The sequence below is a fragment of the Bradyrhizobium iriomotense genome, assembly GCF_018129405.1.
Lineage (GTDB): Bacteria > Pseudomonadota > Alphaproteobacteria > Rhizobiales > Xanthobacteraceae > Bradyrhizobium > Bradyrhizobium iriomotense_B.
Map to the genome: position 1 here is coordinate 1 of NZ_JAFCLP010000022.1, position 16,328 is coordinate 16,328.

At 65.3% G+C, this 16,328-nt stretch carries 12 protein-coding genes; 6 read left to right on the top strand and 6 right to left on the bottom strand.

Features of this window, described 5'->3' with window-relative positions; genetic code table 11:
• Positions 1-228: 228 nt before the first annotated feature.
• The gene (locus JQ592_RS31610; RefSeq protein ID WP_211406647.1) at positions 229-1,368 is read right to left on the bottom strand and encodes a cysteine desulfurase family protein; all 1,140 of its coding nucleotides are present in this window, start codon (positions 1,366-1,368) and stop codon (positions 229-231) included.
• Positions 1,369-1,418: 50 nt separating this feature from the next.
• On the bottom strand, positions 1,419-2,612 hold the full coding sequence (locus tag JQ592_RS31615; RefSeq protein ID WP_211406648.1) for an acyltransferase family protein: 1,194 nt from the start codon (positions 2,610-2,612) through the stop codon (positions 1,419-1,421).
• A gap of 44 nt (positions 2,613-2,656) precedes the next feature.
• Here JQ592_RS31615 and JQ592_RS31620 point away from each other — a divergent pair, with 44 nt between their 5' ends.
• Positions 2,657-3,610, top strand: coding sequence for a LytTR family DNA-binding domain-containing protein (locus tag JQ592_RS31620; RefSeq protein ID WP_211406649.1), 954 nt, complete (start codon positions 2,657-2,659; stop codon positions 3,608-3,610).
• Between the two features lie 336 nt (positions 3,611-3,946).
• The gene (locus JQ592_RS31625) at positions 3,947-4,594 is read left to right on the top strand and encodes an alpha/beta hydrolase (protein ID WP_018641706.1); all 648 of its coding nucleotides are present in this window, start codon (positions 3,947-3,949) and stop codon (positions 4,592-4,594) included.
• Between the two features lie 121 nt (positions 4,595-4,715).
• On the opposite strand, the gene JQ592_RS31630 is transcribed toward JQ592_RS31625, so the two are convergent.
• The 3 genes from JQ592_RS31630 to JQ592_RS31640 form a co-directional block, all read right to left on the bottom strand.
• Positions 4,716-5,039: a DMT family transporter gene (locus JQ592_RS31630; protein WP_211406650.1), complete on the bottom strand. Its 324-nt coding sequence runs from the start codon at positions 5,037-5,039 to the stop codon at positions 4,716-4,718.
• A gap of 8 nt (positions 5,040-5,047) precedes the next feature.
• On the bottom strand, positions 5,048-5,725 hold the full coding sequence (locus JQ592_RS31635; RefSeq protein ID WP_211406651.1) for a glutathione S-transferase family protein: 678 nt from the start codon (positions 5,723-5,725) through the stop codon (positions 5,048-5,050).
• A 95-nt stretch (positions 5,726-5,820) separates the two neighbouring features.
• Complete coding sequence (locus tag JQ592_RS31640) at positions 5,821-6,924, bottom strand: anhydro-N-acetylmuramic acid kinase (protein WP_211406652.1); 1,104 nt, start codon at positions 6,922-6,924, stop codon at positions 5,821-5,823.
• A 165-nt stretch (positions 6,925-7,089) separates the two neighbouring features.
• Here JQ592_RS31640 and tyrS point away from each other — a divergent pair, with 165 nt between their 5' ends.
• From tyrS to JQ592_RS31660, 4 genes are all read left to right on the top strand, one after another.
• Positions 7,090-8,343, top strand: a complete 1,254-nt coding sequence (tyrS, locus tag JQ592_RS31645; RefSeq protein ID WP_211406653.1) for a tyrosine--tRNA ligase — start codon at positions 7,090-7,092, stop codon at positions 8,341-8,343.
• Between the two features lie 56 nt (positions 8,344-8,399).
• Positions 8,400-9,659: an MFS transporter gene (locus JQ592_RS31650; protein ID WP_211406654.1), complete on the top strand. Its 1,260-nt coding sequence runs from the start codon at positions 8,400-8,402 to the stop codon at positions 9,657-9,659.
• Positions 9,660-9,878: 219 nt separating this feature from the next.
• Entirely contained in the window at positions 9,879-10,322 is a 444-nt protein-coding gene (locus tag JQ592_RS31655) for a DoxX family protein (protein WP_211406655.1), read from the top strand.
• A gap of 361 nt (positions 10,323-10,683) precedes the next feature.
• Positions 10,684-12,378: a methyl-accepting chemotaxis protein gene (locus JQ592_RS31660; protein ID WP_211406656.1), complete on the top strand. Its 1,695-nt coding sequence runs from the start codon at positions 10,684-10,686 to the stop codon at positions 12,376-12,378.
• A gap of 21 nt (positions 12,379-12,399) precedes the next feature.
• Here JQ592_RS31660 and JQ592_RS31665 read toward each other — a convergent pair whose 3' ends face one another.
• Positions 12,400-16,209, bottom strand: coding sequence for a YhdP family protein (locus JQ592_RS31665; RefSeq protein WP_211406657.1), 3,810 nt, complete (start codon positions 16,207-16,209; stop codon positions 12,400-12,402).
• Positions 16,210-16,328 lie beyond the last annotated feature (119 nt).

The window sequence follows — 16,328 nt, forward strand, 5'->3', positions numbered from 1 at the left end:
TTCCGACAGCCCCTTGGGGGCCTTCTCGGAGTCGATCAGGGTCTCAAACCCATAACGATACTGGTCGACGTCGATGCGCTTCACGCGCTCGACCGTCTCTTGTACGGCTGGCATTCCATCCTCCGCTCGCGGTTTCAAGGACCGCGGTGGATCAAACTTGGACGACTATTACGATGTTTCTGGGCGGAAAGCACGTGCTTAGAACCGTTCAAGCCGTGTTTCGTCACCTTAGCTCTTAAGTAGGGTATTACCGAGCTTTCGCCAAGCCTCTAACGCCCTATTGATGTCCTCAGGTTCCGTGGACCAGCCCAGACTGAGGCGCACCGCTCCCTGGGCCACCGCGGGGTCATACCCCATGGCCGACAGCACGTGGGACGGCTGGACCTTGCCGGAGGAACAGGCCGAACCGGAGGACACCGCGATCCCTTCGAGGTCAAAGCCGATCACGGCGGTCTCGGCCTTGAGGCCGGGCGCCGTGAACAGAGTGGTATTGGGCAACCGCTCCACATCGTCCGAGAACACCGTCGCTCCGGCGATTGCTTTGATGCCATTTTCCAAGCGATCTCTGAGGGTTGCCATGCGTTCAGCATCCTCCGGCAGAGCCTGAAGCGCTGCCTTCACGGCGGCGCCGAAGCCGGCAATGCCCGCGACATTCTCGGTTCCGGCGCGGCGGTTGAGCTCCTGCCCACCCCCTCTCAGCAGTGGCTCCAGGCCGGCGATCCCCTCCGCCACGACCAGCGCGCCGATACCCTTGGGGCCGCCGATCTTGTGCGCAGAAAAGGTCGCAAGGTCCGCGCCTACCTCGTTAATATTAAAAGCGATTCTGCCGATCGCCTGGATCGCATCGACGTGCAGGAGGCCGCCGGCTTCGTGGACGATCCGTGCCGCCTCCACGACCGGCTGGAGCGCGCCGGTCTCGTTGTTGGCCGCCATGATCGAGACCAGCGTGGGCGGTCCGTCCATGAGCTGCGCTCTCAGATGATCGAGGTCGACCACGCCGGCGCGCGTCACCCTGACATGGCCGATCCTGTCCGCCGGGAACCGGCCGCCTGACAGCACCGAGGCGTGCTCGACGGCCGAGACCAGCAGCCGCTCGACGGGCCCACTGGCCTTTCCCCGCAGTCCGGGCGACAGCGCCAGCGCATTGGCTTCGGTGCCAGCGGAGGTGAAGACGACATTGCGCGGCAGCCCACCGACCGCAGCCGCGAGCGCGGCACGGGCGTCCTCGACCAGCCGCCGCGCCTCGCGTCCTTCGGCATGGACCGAGGAGGGATTGCCGAGCAGGTCCCAGGCCGCGAGCATCGCCGCCCGCGCCTCGGGGCGCAGCGGCGTGGTCGCATTCCAATCGAGATAAACGCGGCTCGGCATGGCGCCCTCTTAGCACCTTTTGCCATCGCGCCAATCGGCCCCGGCGCGCATCAGGCCGGCTGCTGCTGCGCAATCCTGCCTGAGGATCCGGCCTCCATCCGCAGCCCGAACAGCGGCCGCAGCCATGCGATCCGCCGCGCGACCTCGTAGGTGACCAGACAAGTGAGCGCGGTGCCCGATATCACCAGGGCGGCTTCGCTTCCGGCTGACAGCCCGCTGCCCCGCAGCGCGTGCGCGATCACAATAATCGCAGTCTGATGCACGATGTAATAGGGAAAGATCGCATCGGTGAGATAGCGGCGCACCGGACCATCCGCCGTCAAATGGCGCCGCGCAAAACCGAGCACCGCGACCATGGCAAGCCATTGATAACAGGCGTAGGCGGAGCTCGCCAACCACCGCAGCATCGGTGCCGGCGCGAACAAGCCGGCCCAAACGAGGATGAAGGCGGCGAAGCAGGCGGCCGCAACGGCCAACGCCACCCACCGTTGTCGCTCGACCTCGCGCCATATCCCGTCTTGGCGCGCAAGCAGGAAGCCGATCAGGAACGCGGTCGCATAGTCGGCATGGTTGTACCAGTCGCCGAACAGCGCATGCGTTGACGGAAAGACCGGAAACAAGAACAACCGCCAGGCTGCGAACAGCAGACACGGCAGCACCAGCAGCCACGGTCCGGCGAACACGCGCCCGAGCCTCTCACCAACCCAATCCGCGGCAGCCGGCCACAACGCCAGCACGCCGGCCAAGGCCATTGTGTAGACCCAGAGATAGACCACGAACCAAAGGTGGTTCCAGGTCGGCTGCACGATGCAGGGAGTCGGGCAGAACTGCGCGCTGAACGCGAGGTAGTGCTGGACGTAGAAGTCGGCAAAACCCGCGGAGTAGCCGAGGCTCTCGACGATCTGGAGATAGGACTGCGGCGGCACGATCACGAGCATGCCGAAGGCCAGCGGGATCAGGAGCCGCGCCGACCGAGCGCGGGCGAAGGCCGCGAGTTGGTACTTTCCCAGCATGAAGCGGCTGGCGACTCCGGAGACCAGGAAGAGGAGCGACAGCCGCCAGGGATTGAGAAGCAGCATCACCGGCTCGAGCCAGGCCAGCCGATGCACGCTCTTGATGTGAAATCCCCAGGACACGTAGAGCATGCCGACATGGTAGAAGATCAAGAGCCCGAAGGCTAAAATCCGCACCCAATCCAGATCGATGCGTCGTTCCCGGGCTGAAAGTTGCTGCGGTGTTGACATGGTTCTCTGCTCCCTGATGGCACGGCAAACGCGGTTTTCGGGCCATGGCTGAGAGCCAAAATGCTCCCGAAACGGAGCGCGTCGAGACGGTTTGGGATCAGGACCGGGCGCGACGGGACGAGGCGTCGGCCGCCGGGACGAGCGGTTGGCGCGGCGGGATCAGTCGTGGCGACTGGACGATGTTCGGAGCGATCGCGGCGGTCGCGCTTGCCATCGGCATCGTCAATGCGCTCTCCGGCGCGCAGGACGCCGCCTGGCGCGGCGACAGCTCCGATGTCGGCCGGCGGCTGTTCTGGGAGCTGTCGAGCATCATCGTCATCCTGCTGCTGGTGCCGATCCTTATTTGGGCCGTCCGGCGCATGCGGCAGGCACCCGGCCTGGCGGCGCGTGCGGGAATCGCGGCGGTCGCCCTGCTCGGCTTCTCCGCCCTCCACATCACCGGCATGGTGTGGCTCCGGAAACTGGCGCTCTGGCTCGCGGGAAGTGCCTACGACTTCCATTTCTCGCTCGCGACGGTCCTGTACGAGTTCCGCAAGGATGCCGTGACCGTCTTCCTGCTTGGCGCAACGCTATGGCTGATCGAAAGCCGGCGCGAGTTCAGGAAGGCCGCACTCGCGGCCGCATCCATGCAGGGCGCTCGGCCGGAGCAATCCTCCCCCGATCTGATCTGGCTCCGGGACGGCACAAGCCGCATTCGCGTCGCCCCTCGCGACATCCTGTGGGTCGCCTCCGCCGGCAATTACATCGAATACAGCCTCGCCAACGGCACGCAGCACCTGATCCGGGGCACGCTTGCGGCGACCGAAAGCGAACTGGCCCGCTTCGCCATCGTGCGCGTTCACCGAACCAGGCTCGCCAATCTGGGCCGGGTGAGCAGTGTGGAGTTCAAGCCGTCAGGAGACTTCGAGCTCACATTCGACAACGGGCAGACGCTTGGCGGCAGCCGGCGCTACCGCCCCTCGGTCGCCTCGCTCGGAGGCCGCACCGCCCCTGCATGAATCGTCCCGGCATCGCCGGCCAACCGATAAAAAGACGTGATTTCAATTGGTTACCACACAGGCCGCGAGCCTGGCAGCGGCGGACGAGCCGGCACGTGACGCCGAAATGACGCGCTAAGCTCTTGAGCACATTGAGAGATGTCGAAGATGCTTGCTTTTTGCCCCGCAGCCTATGTTAGAACGCGGCCGTCAAGTCACCGCGCGCCGTTTGCGCATCACCGCGAGGCGCACGCCTTCTCACCCTTCATTCGCGCTTTCGTCGGCATCCGCCGGGGAAGCCACAATCGGTTGATTGCCGAGAATCCTCGCTCCAGCACATCAATCAAGAGACCATCAATGCCTGAAGTCATTTTTGCCGGCCCCGCCGGCCGTCTCGAAGGCCGCTATCATCCGGCCAAGCAGAAGAACGCGCCGATCGCGATGATCCTGCATCCGCATCCGCAGTTTCACGGCACGATGAACCATCAGATCGTGTACCAGTGCTACTACGCCTTCGCGCATCGCGGCTTCTCGGTGCTGCGCTTCAATTTCCGCGGCGTCGGCCGCAGCCAGGGCTCGTTCGACCACGGCACTGGTGAATTGTCGGATGCGGCGGCAGCCCTCGACTGGGCGCAGACCATCAATCCCGAAGCGCGCGCCTGCTGGGTCGCCGGCTTCTCGTTCGGCGCCTGGATCGGCATGCAGCTCCTGATGCGCCGTCCCGAGGTCGAGGGCTTCATCTCGATCGCGCCGCCGGCCAACCTCTACGACTTCTCGTTCCTTGCGCCCTGCCCGTCCTCTGGGCTCATCGTGCATGGCGAGAAGGATGCGGTGGTGCCGCCGAAAGACGTCAACACGCTGGTCGAGAAGCTGAAGACGCAGAAGGGCATCGTGATCGACCAGCAGATCATCCCCGGCGCCAACCACTTCTTCGACGCCAAGCTCGAGCCGCTGATGGAAACCATCACGGCGTATCTGGACATGCGTCTGGCGAACGTGCGGTAACGCCTCGTCTCTGAGGTCTTGTAGCCCGGATGGAGCGCAGCGAAATCCGGGAAACTCCATCTGCTGAGACATGGCCCCGGATTGCGCTTCGCTCCATCCGGGCTACGAACGAAGCTCAGCTCTAAGCCAGCTTCAGCGCGACGATCCCCATCAAGACGAGCGCGATGCCCGCAAGTTTCATCGCGCTCAAGGTCTCGCCGAACAGCACGACGCCCATGACGAAGGTGCCGGCAGCTCCAATGCCGGTCCACACCGAATAGGCGACGCCGACCTCGAGCACCTTCAACGCCCGCCCGAGCAGGAAGACGAAGGCGGCGAGGAGCACCAGCGAGGCGAGGCTCCAGCCCGCGCGCGTGTAGCCTTCCGCATATTTCATCGAGATCGCCCAGCCGACATCGAGCGCGCCGGCGATCACCAGCATCAGCCAGGCCACAGAGGACGACATCGGCGCGCTCAGGCCGCGAGCTTGAGCAGATGCGCGTCGTGGCGCACGAGGAAGGCGCGCAGCAATTGCGGATAATCGTCGCCAACTGCGGTCCGCACGCTCGAGCGCTTTGCCAGCTCGGCGCGCCATGCGCGAACCTTTGGCACGTCGTGGAAAATGCCGTGCTCGGTCAGTTCGTCGAACAGATCGAAGTAGCGGAAGATCGGGGCGAACACGGCATCAACCAGGCTGAACGCATCGCCCGCAAAGAACGGGCCTTCGCCGAGCGCCGCCTCGACGCGCGCGAATTTCGCCGCAAGCGCCTGGCGCTTGGTCTCAAAGGTCGCCGGATCGGTCGTCGTCTCCAATCCCCAGAGATCGCCGAGGATCGCCGAGCCGAACTCCATCCAGGCGCGGTGCTCGGCGCGTTTCAAGGCATCCGCCGGATGCAGCTTCGCGCCGGCTTGCGTCTCCTCGATGTACTCGCAGATCACGTTGCTCTCGAACAGAGCGACCTCGCCCTTTTCGGTGGTCACGACCAGCACGGGCACCTTGCCGAGCGGCGACAGCTTGAGAAACCAGTCGGGCTTGCTCGCGAGATCGATGTCGATCCGCTCGAACGGCACGCCCTTCTCCTTCAGCGCGATCACCGCGCGCTGCACGTACGGGCAAAGCTTGTGGCTGATCAGTTTCAGTGAAGTGGTCATGGCGCGATCCCGGCGGTTCGATGCAACTGCATTCAATATAGATGCACTTGCATTCACTCGTCAAGATCCATGCATCTGCATCATTCGCCTTCGCCTCAGGGCCGCGCAATCACCCCGCCGGTCATCGGCATCGGCACGCCCGTGGTGGCCGGATAGGACAGCGGCAGGCCCTTCAGGCCGCGCGCGGCGAGAAAGCCGAAGGCCTGTGCCTCGATGGCGTCGGAGGCCCAGCCGAGCGTCTCGGCGGCCTCGACGGTGGCCGAGCCCACACGGTCCCGCAGCATGCGCAGCATCGTGAGGTTGCGGGCGCCGCCGCCGCAGACGATCCAGCTGCGCGGCCGGCGTGGCAGCAGCGGAATGACCCGGGCGATCGCGGCAGCGGTGAAGGCCGTCAGTGTGGCCGCGCCGTCGGCCGGCGCCACGTCGCCAAGCTTGAGCGCGGCAAAGTCATTGCGATCGAGCGATTTCGGCGGCGGGCTTGCGAAGAACGGCAATTCCAGCGCACGGGCGATCCAGGCTTCATCCGCCTTGCCGAGCGCTGCGAACTTGCCTTCCGCGTCGAAGGCCTGGTTCATGGTGCGGTACATGAAATCGTCGAGCAGCGCGTTGCCCGGCCCGGTGTCGCAGGCGATCAGCGTGTCGTTGCCGTCGACATAGGTGATGTTGGAGACGCCGCCGATATTGACCACGACGATCGGCCCCTCGCGCTCCAGCGAATTGGCCAGCGCCCGGTGGTAGACCGGTACGAGCGGCGCGCCCTGCCCGCCGGCCTCGACGTCGGCGGCGCGGAAGTCGTACATCACAGGGATATGGATCGCCCTGGCCAGCGCCAGCGCATCGCCGATCTGCACCGTCAGCCGCTTCTCGGGGCGGTGCAGCACGGTCTGGCCGTGGAAACCGACAATGTCGATGTCCTCCGGCCTCATCCGGTTCTGAGCGACGAAGGCGGCCACCGCCTCGGCGTGGGCCAGCGTCACGGCGCGTTCGGCCTCGGCCAGGATCCCCGGCCGGGCCTCGCGCTGCGTCAAGTTTACGGCCTCGCTTAGCGCCAGGCGCAGCAGGTTGCGCTCGGCCGGGCTATAGGGCCGGTAGCCGGACGGCCCGAACGCCTTCACCTGCTTTCCATCGGTTTCGATCAGCGCGACATCCACCCCGTCCAGCGAGGTGCCGCTCATCAAACCGAGTGCCGTCAACATCATGGATCAGCGTCCTCAACAGACCCCCTCCGGCATGCCGATCTTGTGCCAGAGGGACACATCTTATAATGCCACAGCGCCAAGTGGCGGGCAGCAACCGAGTTCCCACGGAAGACTCTTAAATTGCTCCCGAAACAGTAAACCAAGAATTGTCAGGCACGCCGACAGATGACTGCATTTAAATCGGATTTCCTCAACACCCTGCAGGAACGTGGATTCATCCACCAGTGCTCCGATTTCGAGGGGCTGGACGCCCTCGCCGCCAAGGGCGAGGCGACGGCCTATGTCGGCTACGATTGCACCGCCCGCTCGCTGCACATCGGCAATTACCTGACCATGATGATGCTGCATTGGCTGCAGCAGTCCGGCAACAAGCCGATCACGCTGATGGGCGGCGGCACAACTATGGTCGGCGATCCCTCCGGCAAGGACGAGACGCGCGCGATGCGCACCGTCGCCGAGATCGAGGCCAACAAGGAATCGATCCGCGGCGTGTTCGCGAAGGTACTGCGCTATGGCAACGGTGCGAGCGACGCCATCATGCTCGACAATGCGGAGTGGCTGACCAAGCTGAACTGGATCGAGATGCTGCGCGACGTCGGCCGGCACTTCTCGGTCAACCGCATGCTGACCATGGACTCCGTGCGCCTGCGCCTCGAGCGCGAGCAGGAGATGAGCTTCATCGAGTTCAACTACATGGTCTGCCAGTCCTACGACTTCGTCGAGCTCGCCAAGCGCACCGGCTGCAAATTGCAGATGGGCGGCTCGGATCAGTGGGGCAACATCATCATGGGCGTCGATCTCGGCCGCCGCATGGGCACCCATCAATTATTCGCGCTGACGACGCCGCTGCTGACGACGGCGTCGGGCGCCAAGATGGGCAAGACTGCGCAAGGCGCGGTCTGGCTCAATGCCGACCAGTTCTCGCCCTATGACTTCTGGCAGTACTGGCGCAACACCGAGGACGCCGACGTCGGCAAGTTCCTGAAACTGTTCACGACGCTGCCGATGGCTGAGATCAAGAAGCTCGAGGCGCTCGGCGGCTCGGAGATCAACGAGGCCAAGAAGGTGCTCGCGACCGAGGCGACCGCGCTGCTGCACGGCCGCGACGCAGCAAACGAAGCAGCCGAAACCGCGCGCCGCACTTTTGAGGAAGGCGCGCTGGCGGAGAGTCTCCCAACCGTGGAAATTCCGCGCGGCGAACTCGACGCCGGCCTCGGCGTGCTCAACGCCTTCGTCAAGGCGGGCCTGGTTGCCTCCAATGGCGAAGCGAGGCGCCAGATCAAGGGCGGCGGCCTGCGCGTCAACGACGCGCCCGTCACCGACGAGAAGATGGCGCTATCGGTGGCCAATCTGACGCCGGAAGGCGTGGTCAAGCTCTCCTTCGGCAAGAAGAAGCACGTCCTCATCAAGCCTGCATAGGCGTATGAGCTTTTGATGCTTGTCAGGGCGCGTCGAAGCGCGCTCCCTGACCGGCAATGGACCAGAACACGCCCAAGGAAGTGTCCAAGAACGAAAGCGTGGCGACACCGCAAGGTGCCGTCCGCATCGCGCTCACCGTGCTCGCCCTCTGCTTCACGCTGGCCGTGCTGGGACGCGGGCTCGGCGACAGCTTTACAGTGTTCCTGAAGCCGATCTCGGAAAGTTTTGGCTGGGACCGCGCGCAGATCGTCTCGGTCTATTCGCTCACCTGGCTCGCGAGCGGCCTCACGGCCCCCTTCGTCGGACGCCTGTTCGATCATTCCGGACCGCGCATCGTCTATGCGCTCGGCCTGCTGCTGCTCGGCGCCGCCTTCCTGATCGCAGCGCACGCGCAGCATCTGTGGCAGTTCCAGCTCTCGATCGGCCTCTGCGTCGGCATCGGCATCGCCTTCATCGGCATCGTGCCGAACTCGATCCTGCTCGGCCGCTGGTTCGGGCCGCGCCTGCCGACGGCGATGTCGGTGGTGTATTCGGCGATGGGCGGCGGCGTGCTCGCGCTGCTGCCGGCCTCGCAGCTGCTGATCGATCATATCGGCTGGCGCGGCACCTACCAGCTGTTCGGCTTCGCGGCATTGGGCCTGCTTGTGCCGCTGCTGCTCTTGCCGTGGCGGCTGTTCGCTACGGGCTCGCCGCATGTCGTGAAAAAGACCGATCCTGACTTCGTCGACAACGGCTGGACGCTGCTACGCGCGATGCGCCACCATGCTTTCTGGGCGCTGTTCTCAACCTTCTTCTTCACCGCCGTCGGCATGTATGCGATCGCAGCCCAAATCGTGGCCTATCTGATCGATGCCGGCTTTCCGCCGCTCCAGGCCGCGACCGCCTGGGGATTTTCCGGCGTCGTGCTGGTGTTCGGAATGCTCGGCGTCTCCGCGCTCGACGGGCTAATCGGACGCCGGCCGTCCGTGCTCTTGAGCTACGCGATCTCGATCCTCGGCATTGCCCTGCTCTGGCTGCTGCAGTATTCGCCGAACATTTTCCTGCTCACCGGCTTCGTCGTCTGCTTCGGCAGCATGATGGGCTCGCGCGGTCCGTTGATCAGCGCCACCGCGATGCGGATCTTTCAGGGCAAGCGCGTGGGCACCATCTACGGCACGATCTCGATCGGCAGCGGTCTCGGCTCGGCATTCGGCTCCTGGAGCGGCGGCCTGATCCATGACGCGACCCATGGCTACAACGCGCTGCTCGCCTTCGCACTTGCGAGCGTGATCCTCGGAATGATTCCATTCCTGATTGTGCCCGCCTTGCGGCGCTAGGTATCACAGGGGTAACCTGATCGCATTCGCGCCACCGGAAAATTACGGATGGGACTGGTGCGAATACGCGCAAAAAATACGGGCTGCACGCGGCTGAAACCCCGGCCTGCGGTGTTATGTCCGACATGACAAAAATGTCAGCGCGGAATTGATGCTAGGTGGCTTGCGAGGAGGAACCGAATGCGGTCCAAGTCGCTGCATTGGATGGAGGGCAAACCAATGGACTTTTCTTTTCTCTCTCGCTTTCAACCGGTTCTGCTGAGCCTGTTTCGCTTCATCACCGGTCTCTTGCTGTTCCAGTACGGCATCGCCAAGCTGTTCAAGTTCCCGCCTGTGCCGATGTTCGCGAAAGTCGAACTGATGTCACTCTACGGCGCGGCCGGGACGATCGAACTGGTGGTCGGTGGGCTGTTGATGATCGGCCTGTTCACGCGCCTCACCGCTTTCATCCTCTCGGGTGAAATGGCGTTCGCCTACTTCATGGGGCACATGTTCAGGGGCGATGCGCCGGTGTTCCTGCCGCTGCTCAATGGCGGCACCGCAGCGATCCTGTTCTGCTTCGCCTGCCTCTACCTGTCGGCCGCCGGCGGCGGTCCGATCAGCGTCGATGCCGCGATGGGCAAGGAGAGCGGCGCAGCCGGCGGCGCGTTCGCGCGGCGCTGAGGCGCCCACAGATCACCTCGCAAGCAGGACGGCACCGGCAGACCCGCCGGTGCCGTTTCAGCGCGTCCCCAGCACATTCCAGATCAGAACCAGGGCCACGACGAGCAGCACGGACATGATGATGCGATGAACGAATCGATTCATTGCGGATCCGGCCCCACCCTGTAGCTACCAAAGTCCAAGATCGATTTTCCCTGGAGTCCGCAGCAGTGGACGCCAAAACACGCCGATTTGCCTGCAGGATTGCGCATCCGGCTGCGAAAGGTGCTGCACGCGGCAGCGCGTCGCACGCGTCCATTCATGATTGGTAAGAACTTCATGCTACCGACGCGAGCAATAACAACCATTCGTAGAGGCCGCGATGAAGCTGCTCAGCCATCTGAAGATCCGCACCAAGCTCGCCAGCATGGTGTGCCTTGCGGCGCTCACGGTGACGGCCATCATCGGCGTATCGGCCGTGCTCAGCAAGAGCCGCATGATGGAGGACCGCGTCCAGCAGATGCGGACCGCGGTGGAGCTGCTCTACAACTACGCACAATCGCTCCAGGACGAGGTCGCCGCCGGCAAGGTGACGCAGGCCGAGGCCAAGGCCCAGTTCCACCAGCGCGGACGCCGCATGAGCTTCAACGGCGGCCAGGGCTACCCCGTCGTCTACAATCCCGACACCTCGCTGTTCGTGAACGGCGCCAACCAGCAGCTTGAAGGCAAGATCACCGGCGCGACCGACTCCAACGGCGTTCTCATCGCCGACGCCATCCTCAACGCGGCCAATCAGAATGCGCAGGGCGGCGTGGCCTCCTATCTCTATCCCCGCCCCGGCCAGACCGAGCCCGTGCGCAAGACCGTGTTCACGCGCAAATTCGCTCCCTGGAACGTGACGATCAGCTACGGCCTCTACGTCGACGACATCGACGCCGACGTGCGCGCGCTGACGCTGGAGCTCGCCGCGATCGGCGTCGGCCTGATGCTGCTGATGGCGACCTTGTCCTGGCTGATCGCCCGCGATGTGCTCGGCGCACTCGACCGCCAGAAGAACCGCATGCAGGCGATTTCCGAAGGCGCCATCGACAAGCCGGTCGAGGAGACCGACCGCGGCGACGAGATCGGCCGCATGGCCGAGACGCTCGAAGTGCTCAGGCAGACCGCGCTGACGGCGCGCAATCTGGAGGCCGAACAGGTCGCCGCCAAATTGCGCAGCGAGCAGGAGAAGCGCGAGGCCCTGATCGCGCTCGCCGATCGCTTCGACGCCTCCGTCGGCCAGCTCGTCGGCCTGATGGCCTCGGGCTCCGGCGAGCTCGAGACCACCGCGAAGTCGATGTCGTCCACCGCCGAAGGCACCAACCGCCGCGCCGCCGTGGTCGGCTCCGCCGCCACCGAAGCCAGCCAGCGCGTCCAGACGGTTGCCGCTGCCGCCGAGGAGCTCTCCTCCTCCATCACCGAGATCAGCCGACAGGTCGCGCAATCGGCCGAAGTCACGGGACGTGCGGTGGACAGCGCCCGCCGCACCGATACCATCGTGCGCGCGCTCTCGGATGGCGCCCAGCAGATCGAGCATGTCGCCGAGCTGATCTCCAACATCGCCGCCCAGACCAACCTGCTCGCGCTCAACGCCACCATCGAGGCCGCCCGCGCCGGCGAAGCCGGCCGCGGCTTTGCCGTCGTCGCTTCTGAGGTGAAGTCGCTGGCAAGCCAGACCGCGGAAGCCACCCGCGAGATCGGCGACAAGATCGCGCAGATCCAGGGCGCGACAAAGGAGGCCGTGGACGCCATCGGCGGCATCACCGCCACCATCGAGGAGGTCAGCCGGATCGCCACCTCGATTGGCGCCGCCATCGAAGAGCAAGGCGCCGCCACCGCCGAGATCGCCCGCAGCGTCTCGCAGACCGCGGAGGCGACCAAGGAAGTCACCACCAATATCGGCGGCGTCTCCACCGCCGCCAACGAGACCGGCAACGCCGCCGGCATGGTGCTTGCGGCGGCTAGCAGCCTCTCTAAACAGGCCGAGCAACTCTCCGGCGAAGTCGGGACGTTCCTGAAGGGCGTGCGCGCGGCGTAGGGACGAACTACAACGTCCCCGTTACTGCCGCCGCGCGAGGGTGCAGCCGCTCGACAGCTGGCGCGTCGAGCCGGTCGAGCCATCGCTCGACTGCGACGGGAATTCCTCGAACGGCGAGTTCTGCTTGCCGGTGTTGAACTCGAAGATCTTGCGAAACACACCCGGTACCATGGCCGAGACCGGATTGACGCGCATCACGGGCGCGGCCGGCGTACCGACGACCTCGTAGGTCACGCCGATCAGTCCCTCCTTGTCGCCAGCCCCCAGGAACAACCCGAGCACCGGAATCTGTCCGAACATGTTGTTCAAGCCGTACATCGGCACGAAGGTGCCGCTCATGCACACCTGATTGCCGGGATAGTCGATCGAGCCCTCGATGGTGGCGCCGATCATCGGACCCTTGACCACGCCGTCGCGGATCGTCAGCGCGCCGTTCTGGCGGATGAACTCGGCGCGGAGCGCACTGAAGGAGACGCCGTTGCCGGTGCCGTTCGGCGCGCCCGCGGCGACGCGCTCGAGCTGCGCCTCGCCCTTCACCGTGAAGTCGCGCACGTTGATGAGGCCCTCGCGCGAGGTGTTCGGCTCCGAGGTCGGCGGCTCCATCGCCACCACCATCTGGCCGCCGACCGCCTTGGTGTAGGTGTCGGTGAAGCGCAGCAGCGCGCCGGCATCGTTGGTCTGGAGGTAGATCACCTCGCGGTTGCCCTGGGCGCGGCCGCCGCGCAGATCAGCCGCAACGGGCGTATCGCGGCCGATCTTGCCGCTCAGCGTGAAAGCCTTGATGGCGCCGCCGCGCTTGGACATCTTGGCATCGACGCTGCGCATCGCCTCGCCGTTGAAGCCGGCGACCGCGCCGAGCTTCACGTCGATGTCGAAATCGACATTCTTCAGCTTGCTCTTGTCGTCCTTGGAATTGCCTGAGATTGCCGACTTCAGGAAGCCGCGGCCGTCGAACACGTCGCCGCGCATGGTGCCGCGCACCACGCCATCCTGGCTGCGCTCGACCCTCAACGACGCCTTGTCCCCATCGGACGGCGCATAGGTCGGGAAGTTCGCGTTCACGAGGTCGCCATTCGGATCGACCTCGAGCGAGCCCTTGATCGAGGCGCCGCCGCCTTCGATAATGATGTCCTCGAAGCGGGTCGATTGCGCGGTCGGCACCACCTTGAAGCTGGCCTTGCCCGACCTGCCCGGCAGCTTGACCCAGCCCGGCAGGATATTGTCGAGCTTGACCGAGGTCAGATCGGCCTCGACGCCGAGCTTCGTCGTCTGGTCCGGACCGCCGGCGATCTTGCCCGACAGCTTGATCGGCAGCGAGCCGCTGACGGCGGGGCTGAGATCGAAGCCGAGGCGCGCGCGGCTCGCATCGTCCAGCGTCGCCTGCAATCTGACGTCGGCATCGCCCTCGGCCGGCTTGCGGTAGTCGAGCGAGGCAGCCTGCCCGTTGATCTTGACGTCGCCCTTGACCTGGTAGCCCTGGTTATTGGCGGCGATCTTCAGATTGTTGGCCTCGAGCTTCTGGCCCATCACCAGCTTGTCGGCGGCAAAGCCGTTGAGATCGGCGGTGACGGCATAGGTCGTGTCGGACTTGGTCAATTCGCCCTTGACCGGCATGCCGAGCTGGATGTTCGCCGAGAATGTGCCCTTGCTGGTGTTGGGATCGACCACGGTCGCCGACAGATCGCTCAGGCGATCGTTCGAGAGCATTTCGGCCGCCGCAGGCACGGGACCGTCGACGCGGAATCTGGTGCGCGAGGGCGACGGCTTGGGCGCCATGTCAGGCACCTCGAAGGTGAAGTCGGAGATCGTGATCTTGCGACCGGCCGGGGTGTCGGCAATGCCCTGCCCGATATTCACCGTCGCCGTGCGTCCGGTCACGCGCGCCTTCAAATCGGCGTCGTGCACGACAGGCATGCCGTCCACGGGGCGGACGGCGACGCCGCTCGCGACGATGTTGACCGACAGGCCGTCGTCGGGGATCGGCGGTCCCTTGCGCGGGAGATTGCGCGTCGGCGAGTTGATGCCGATCTCGATGCGCTGGAGCGTGCCGCGCTCGATCCGTTCGATCACCCATTCGCGCAATTCGGGGACGATCAGCGTCGGCCACATCCGCTTGAGCGCGGAGGCCGACATCGGCGTTCCCGCAAAGCCGAGCGTGAGCCGCGGCTCGCCCGAATAGTCGATGGCGCCGGTGCCGGCGACGCCGATCTCGCCGTTGGAGATGTCGGCCTGCGTCAGCAACAGGCGCTTGTGGTCGGTGTCGAAGCGGAAACCGATCGCGATGCGGTTGAAGACCAGCGGCGGCTCGTTGTCGATGCCGCCGAGGAGGATCGATCCGCCGCTGAAGCCGAGCTGCCAGTCGTTGATGTTGCCGTTGGGCGGCTCGAGATGGGCCAGAAGCGTCAGGCGGTTGGCGCCGGAGAGGATCTTGAATGGTGCGACCAGCACCCGCCGGTTGGCGTCCCACTCGACGTTGATCTCGGCGGAATCGATCGCCATCGGATAGTCGGGCGTATCGGTATCGATGATGTTGCCCGCGCCGACCGCGATCTTGCCGCGGAAGAAGGTCGGCACGCCGTCGCGGCCGAGCTCGCCCTTGAGCTCGCCGGTCAGCGGCAGGTCGGCGGTATAGGTGAGATCCTTCACCCGCAGCGCCAGCAGGATGTTGGAGGTCGAGACCTTGTCGGCCTTGATGTCGACCGAGCGTACGCCGTTCTCGGCCGGACCGATCGTGGCGCGCAGCATCCACGGCCGCGCCCCCTCCTCGCCGAGGCTGAGCGCGACGCCGCCGTGGCTCGGCCGGCGCAGGCTGAGCGTGATGTTCTCAAAGCTCCATTTGCTGCCGCGCTGCTGATCGTCGACGATCAGATTGCCGTTCTTCAGACCGATCTCGTTGAGGTTCTGGCCGTCGAGGCCGGTCATGCTCAGACTGTCGAGCCAGTCGAGGCCCTGGAGAATTCCGCTCTGCGCGCTCGCCTGAGGCGCGCCTTGCGATGGATCCTGGCCCGCGGGCGCCGTGGCGAATGGCGGCGGCGGAACGCCGTTGCGCGGGAATGTCGGCGGCAGTCCCGCATCCTTCTTGGAGGCGACGCCGGTTGCCAGCGGTTTTGCGGTGTCGCCGGCCGAGACCGTGACGGTGCCGTCGGGCGCGATGCGGATCGCGAGTTCGGCGTCGACGAGGTTGAGGCTTTCCGCGCGCAGGTGGCCCATCAGCAGGCCCGCGCCCGACAGCCTTACCTCGGCCTTCGGGGCGCTGGCGACGATGGCATGGTCGCGGTCGCGCACGATGATGTCGCGGATGCGCACGGCGATACGGACCCGCCCGGCGCGCTCTATCTGGGTGCCGCCGACCTCGACCGTGTTGCCATGGCCGATATTGTCCTCGATGGCGGCGGCCAGCCAGGGCGTCGCAATGTCGAGATTGATGGGTCCGGCGCCGAGCCGCCACCACAGCGCGCCGAAACAGCCGACGAAGATGACGATGAGGGCGCCGACGACGACAGCCATGCGCTTCAGCCAGCGACCGCCGCCCAGCCAGCGGCGCAGCGACCCGAACCCGTCACCAAAGCGAGGGAAGCCCGAATTGGAACGCGACAACAACCGGCGCGCCCGATGGCCCGCCGCCGCTTCCTGATCCGGATCCCAGTCGGCCTCGTCCCATTCCTGCGGCTCAGGTTGACCGCCGCGCCGATCGAAATCCCGATTGTAATCCTGGGGCGACGTATTCCTTGCCATTGCCTCTCGATACAGGCGCCCGTCGTAGGATTGAGCGCCGCCGGGACCGCAGCCGTCCACGGGACGCGAAGCCCCCTGCGCCGGCACTGCCGCCATACCTCGAATATTCCTGCTGTTCGTCATTTCGCCCCGGGAGCGCGTTCAACGAGCAGTGGGGTGGTGCGTGGAATTCCTTGTAACCATACTCCGGCGTCGTCAGACTTGCCCAGCCAAGG

Bases quoted from the DNA above. Each gene is read 5' to 3' on its own strand.
- JQ592_RS31630 (WP_211406650.1), bottom strand. From the start codon at position 5,039: ATGTCGTCCTCTGTGGCCTGGCTGATGCTGGTGATCGCCGGCGCGCTC.
- JQ592_RS31640 (WP_211406652.1), bottom strand. From the start codon at position 6,924: ATGATGTTGACGGCACTCGGTTTGATGAGCGGCACCTCGCTGGACGGG.
- JQ592_RS31660 (WP_211406656.1), top strand. From the start codon at position 10,684: ATGAAGCTGCTCAGCCATCTGAAGATCCGCACCAAGCTCGCCAGCATG.
- JQ592_RS31635 (WP_211406651.1), bottom strand. From the start codon at position 5,725: ATGACCACTTCACTGAAACTGATCAGCCACAAGCTTTGCCCGTACGTG.
- JQ592_RS31655 (WP_211406655.1), top strand. From the start codon at position 9,879: ATGGACTTTTCTTTTCTCTCTCGCTTTCAACCGGTTCTGCTGAGCCTG.
- tyrS (WP_211406653.1), top strand. From the start codon at position 7,090: ATGACTGCATTTAAATCGGATTTCCTCAACACCCTGCAGGAACGTGGA.
- JQ592_RS31615 (WP_211406648.1), bottom strand. From the start codon at position 2,612: ATGTCAACACCGCAGCAACTTTCAGCCCGGGAACGACGCATCGATCTG.
- JQ592_RS31620 (WP_211406649.1), top strand. From the start codon at position 2,657: ATGGCTGAGAGCCAAAATGCTCCCGAAACGGAGCGCGTCGAGACGGTT.
- JQ592_RS31625 (WP_018641706.1), top strand. From the start codon at position 3,947: ATGCCTGAAGTCATTTTTGCCGGCCCCGCCGGCCGTCTCGAAGGCCGC.
- JQ592_RS31665 (WP_211406657.1), bottom strand. From the start codon at position 16,209: ATGGCGGCAGTGCCGGCGCAGGGGGCTTCGCGTCCCGTGGACGGCTGC.
- JQ592_RS31610 (WP_211406647.1), bottom strand. From the start codon at position 1,368: ATGCCGAGCCGCGTTTATCTCGATTGGAATGCGACCACGCCGCTGCGC.
- JQ592_RS31650 (WP_211406654.1), top strand. From the start codon at position 8,400: ATGGACCAGAACACGCCCAAGGAAGTGTCCAAGAACGAAAGCGTGGCG.